Annotated in this window: 2 protein-coding genes; both read right to left on the minus strand. The window is 65.9% G+C overall.

Going from position 1 to position 3,144, the window contains the following annotated elements; genetic code table 11:
- Positions 1 to 181: 181 nt before the first annotated feature.
- Positions 182 to 1,387 (minus strand): agmatine deiminase family protein, encoded by a 1,206-nt coding sequence (locus ACQRC0_RS08615; RefSeq protein WP_154514952.1) that lies wholly within the window; start codon positions 1,385 to 1,387, stop codon positions 182 to 184.
- A 306-nt stretch (positions 1,388 to 1,693) separates the two neighbouring features.
- The coding region (locus ACQRC0_RS08620; RefSeq protein ID WP_427729292.1) for an APC family permease at positions 1,694 to 3,144 on the minus strand (1,451 nt) is incomplete at its 5' end.

Genomic DNA, 3,144 nt, shown 5'->3' on the forward strand with positions numbered 1-3,144 from the left:
AGGTCCCAGGCCAGGCGGGTATCCAATCGAAGGGGAAGGGCGCTCCGGTGTGGAGGCAGCGGAGCGCCCGGGGAAAGCCCGGCCGGCCGGCCAGGCGGCCCCGTTCGCCTGGCCGGCCGGGCCTCCGGGGTGCGGCGGACCCCCGTGAAAGAGGGGCGCCGCGCCCCGGCAAGCCGGGCTATTAGGCGGACGGCTCCTGCTGCGTGATGCAGTGGATGTTGCCGCCGCCGTAGACGACCTGGTCGGACTTGACGCCCACGCACTTGTAGACGCCCTCGCCCCAGACCTCGTCGTAGATCTCCTGGAGCGTGTCGACGGCCAGCTGGTCGTTCTCGTCGCCGTACTGCGGGACGATGACGCCGTGGTTGGTCACGAGGTAGTTCATGTAGGAGGCGATCAGCGGCTCGTCGGGGACGCGCGGCTCGGCGTTCTCGTCGGCGTCGATGGTGTCGCAGGAGGCCTGGTCCATGTACAGCGGCTTCACGGGCATGCAGAGCTTGTAGACCTTCAGCTTGCGGCCCTTGGCGTCAACCGCGTTGGAGAGGGTCTCGTAGGCGGCGTGGCACTGCTCGTAGAACGGGTACTCGGGGTCGTCGGTCCAGATGCAGACCATGACGCCCGGGGCGATGAAGGTGGCGACGTCGTCGATGTGGCCGTTGGTCTCCTCGGGGTCGATGCCCTCCTTGACCCAGATGACCTTCTCGACGCCGAGGTAGTCCTTGAGGTGCTCGGTCATGTACTCGCGAAGCTCCTCGCTCCAGGGCTCGAACTTCTTGCGGTACTTGGGCCAGAGGGACTCGGGGTCCTCCTCCTCCTCGAGCACCGCGGAGCAGGTGCGGCCGGGGGACAGGAGGCACTGGTCGGTGACGACGAGGGTGCCCTCGCCGTCGACGGTGATGGAGCCGCCCTCGAGGATCATGTCGTCGGGACGGTAGCGGCGGCAGCCGGAGAGCTCGGCCATCTTGAGGGCGATCTGCTCGTCCTTGTCCCACGGGAAGTAGAGGCCGTCGATGAGGCCGCCGTAGCCGTTGAAGTGCCAGTGGTTGGCGCGCTTGTCGCCCTTGCCGTTGATGACGTAGGTGGCGCCGGTGTCGCGGAACCAGGCGTCGTCGGTGGTCATCTCGACGACGGTGACGTTCTCGTCGTTCTCGAAGACGGCCTTGCAGTTGGCGTAGTCGACCTGGTTGGCGCACATATAGACCGGGGTGAACTCGGAGATGGCGCGGGCGATGGCGGCATACTGCTTCTGGGCGGGCTTGGCGCCGTGGGCCCAGGTGTCGGTGCGGTGGGGCCAGCCTATCCACACGCGGTCCTGGGGGGCGAACTCGGCGGGCATGAAGAAGCCGTCGGCCCTCGGGGTGGACTCGGACTCGGTGATCGTACGCATAAGATTTCCTCCAAACCGAACGATCGTCTGCCGCGGGCGGGCTGCCCGCGGCCTAGGACCAAGAGATGGCGGGCGCCCGTCCCCCGGCAGAGGTCGGGGCGCCCGGCGCCGGTTTTCACGGGGTCGCACCGGCGGGCGACGACGTAGCCAGGTGCGCGGAGACAGGACGCACGAGGGATACGGGAGAGGGGTCGGGGCGGTCGGCGGCTGCCGGAGCTATCGCCTGCACCCGCCCCGGGGAATGGTTGGCGGACCTGTCGCCCGGGCACGCCTCCGGAGAGGCCGGGGTGCCCGGGGCCGGGTGCCCTAGTTCTCCTCGGCCTCCTCGGCGAGGCGCTGGGCGGCCAGCTCGGGGGTGAGGCCCTTGTACTCGGTCTCGCGGCCCTTGGCGCTGACGACGCGGACGACCTCGCCGATGAGCATGAGCACGATGAAGATGATGATCATCGGGACCTTCTCGCCGACCTCGGCGGCGGAGAACGGTGCCAGCGTCGCGACGATGGCCAGGATCAGCTCGATGCAGGGGATGGCCAGCATGACCTTCATCATCGCGCCCTTGAACGGGAACGTGAAGATGCGCTCGCGGTTGGGGTCGTTCTTGCGGAGGTTGAGGAACGCCGGGAACATCGGGATGTAGGTGAGCAGCAGGAAGACGACGGAGGTGCCGAAGAGCATCCAGAAGACGCCGTTGGAGATGGCGTCGACGGGAACGAGCTGCAGGCAGAGGACCAGGGAGGCGACGACGGCGTTGACCAGGTTGGCGCCGTTGGGCATGTCGTCCTCGGAGACCATCGAGGCGAAGACCTTGGGCATGTTGCCGTGCTCGGCGGCGTAGCGGGCGACGGAGTTGACGCCGAAGGACCAGGCGGCCATGTTGGCGAACAGGGTGATCAGGAAGGCGATGCAGATGACCTTGAAGAGCACGGAATCGCCCACCATGGTCTGGACTGCGACGATCATGCCGTAGTCGGGGTCGATGGAGTCGGCCGGGATGGCGGCGCCGATGCCGAAGCCAGCGAACAGGTAGATGGCGCCAATGGTCAGGCCGCCCAGGATGATGGCCTTCGGAATGTCGTGGGTCGGGTTCTCCATGTCCTTAGCGAAGGTGCAGATGACCTCGAAGCCCGTGAAGTTGAAGATGATGATGGACAGGTAGCCCAGGGCGTTGGTGTTGGTGAGCTCGGGCAGGAAGGTGGCGGCGGACATGTCGTTCGCGAAACCGTTCTCCATGGCATACCAGATGCCCAGGGCGCCGACGATGACGGCAACGGCGACCTTGATCAGGGCGCCGCCGTTGAGGACCCACTCGGAGTCGGCCGCCTTGGAGCGGCCCATGAGGTAGACGATCCACACGAAGGCGAGCTCGATGCCCATCTTGGCGATCAGGTTGAACTCGACGCCAAAGACCATGCCCAGGATGTCGGGGAACATGGTCGCCAGCGAGGCGATCCACAGGGGGTAGTTGACCCAGTAGTAGTACGAAATGCGGGCGCCCCACTTGTCGCCCAGGCCATCGCGTACCCAGTCGTAAATGCCGCCCTCGCCGTCATAGGTGGTGCCGAGCTCGGCGACGACCATGCCGTAAGGGAGCAGGAAGGTCAGGATCAGGAAGATCCACCAGAAGAACTGCTGGTTGCCAATGGCAGCAGCAGGAGCGGCGGCCTCGCAAACGAAGACGACGCAGATGATGGTCGAAATGACCGTCAGGAAGGAAAGCTTTTTCTTTCCGTCACTCATATTTAATCCTTTGCTCAGTC

The sequence above is a fragment of the Collinsella sp. SGI.033 genome (assembly GCF_050315135.1).
Lineage (GTDB): Bacteria > Actinomycetota > Coriobacteriia > Coriobacteriales > Coriobacteriaceae > Collinsella.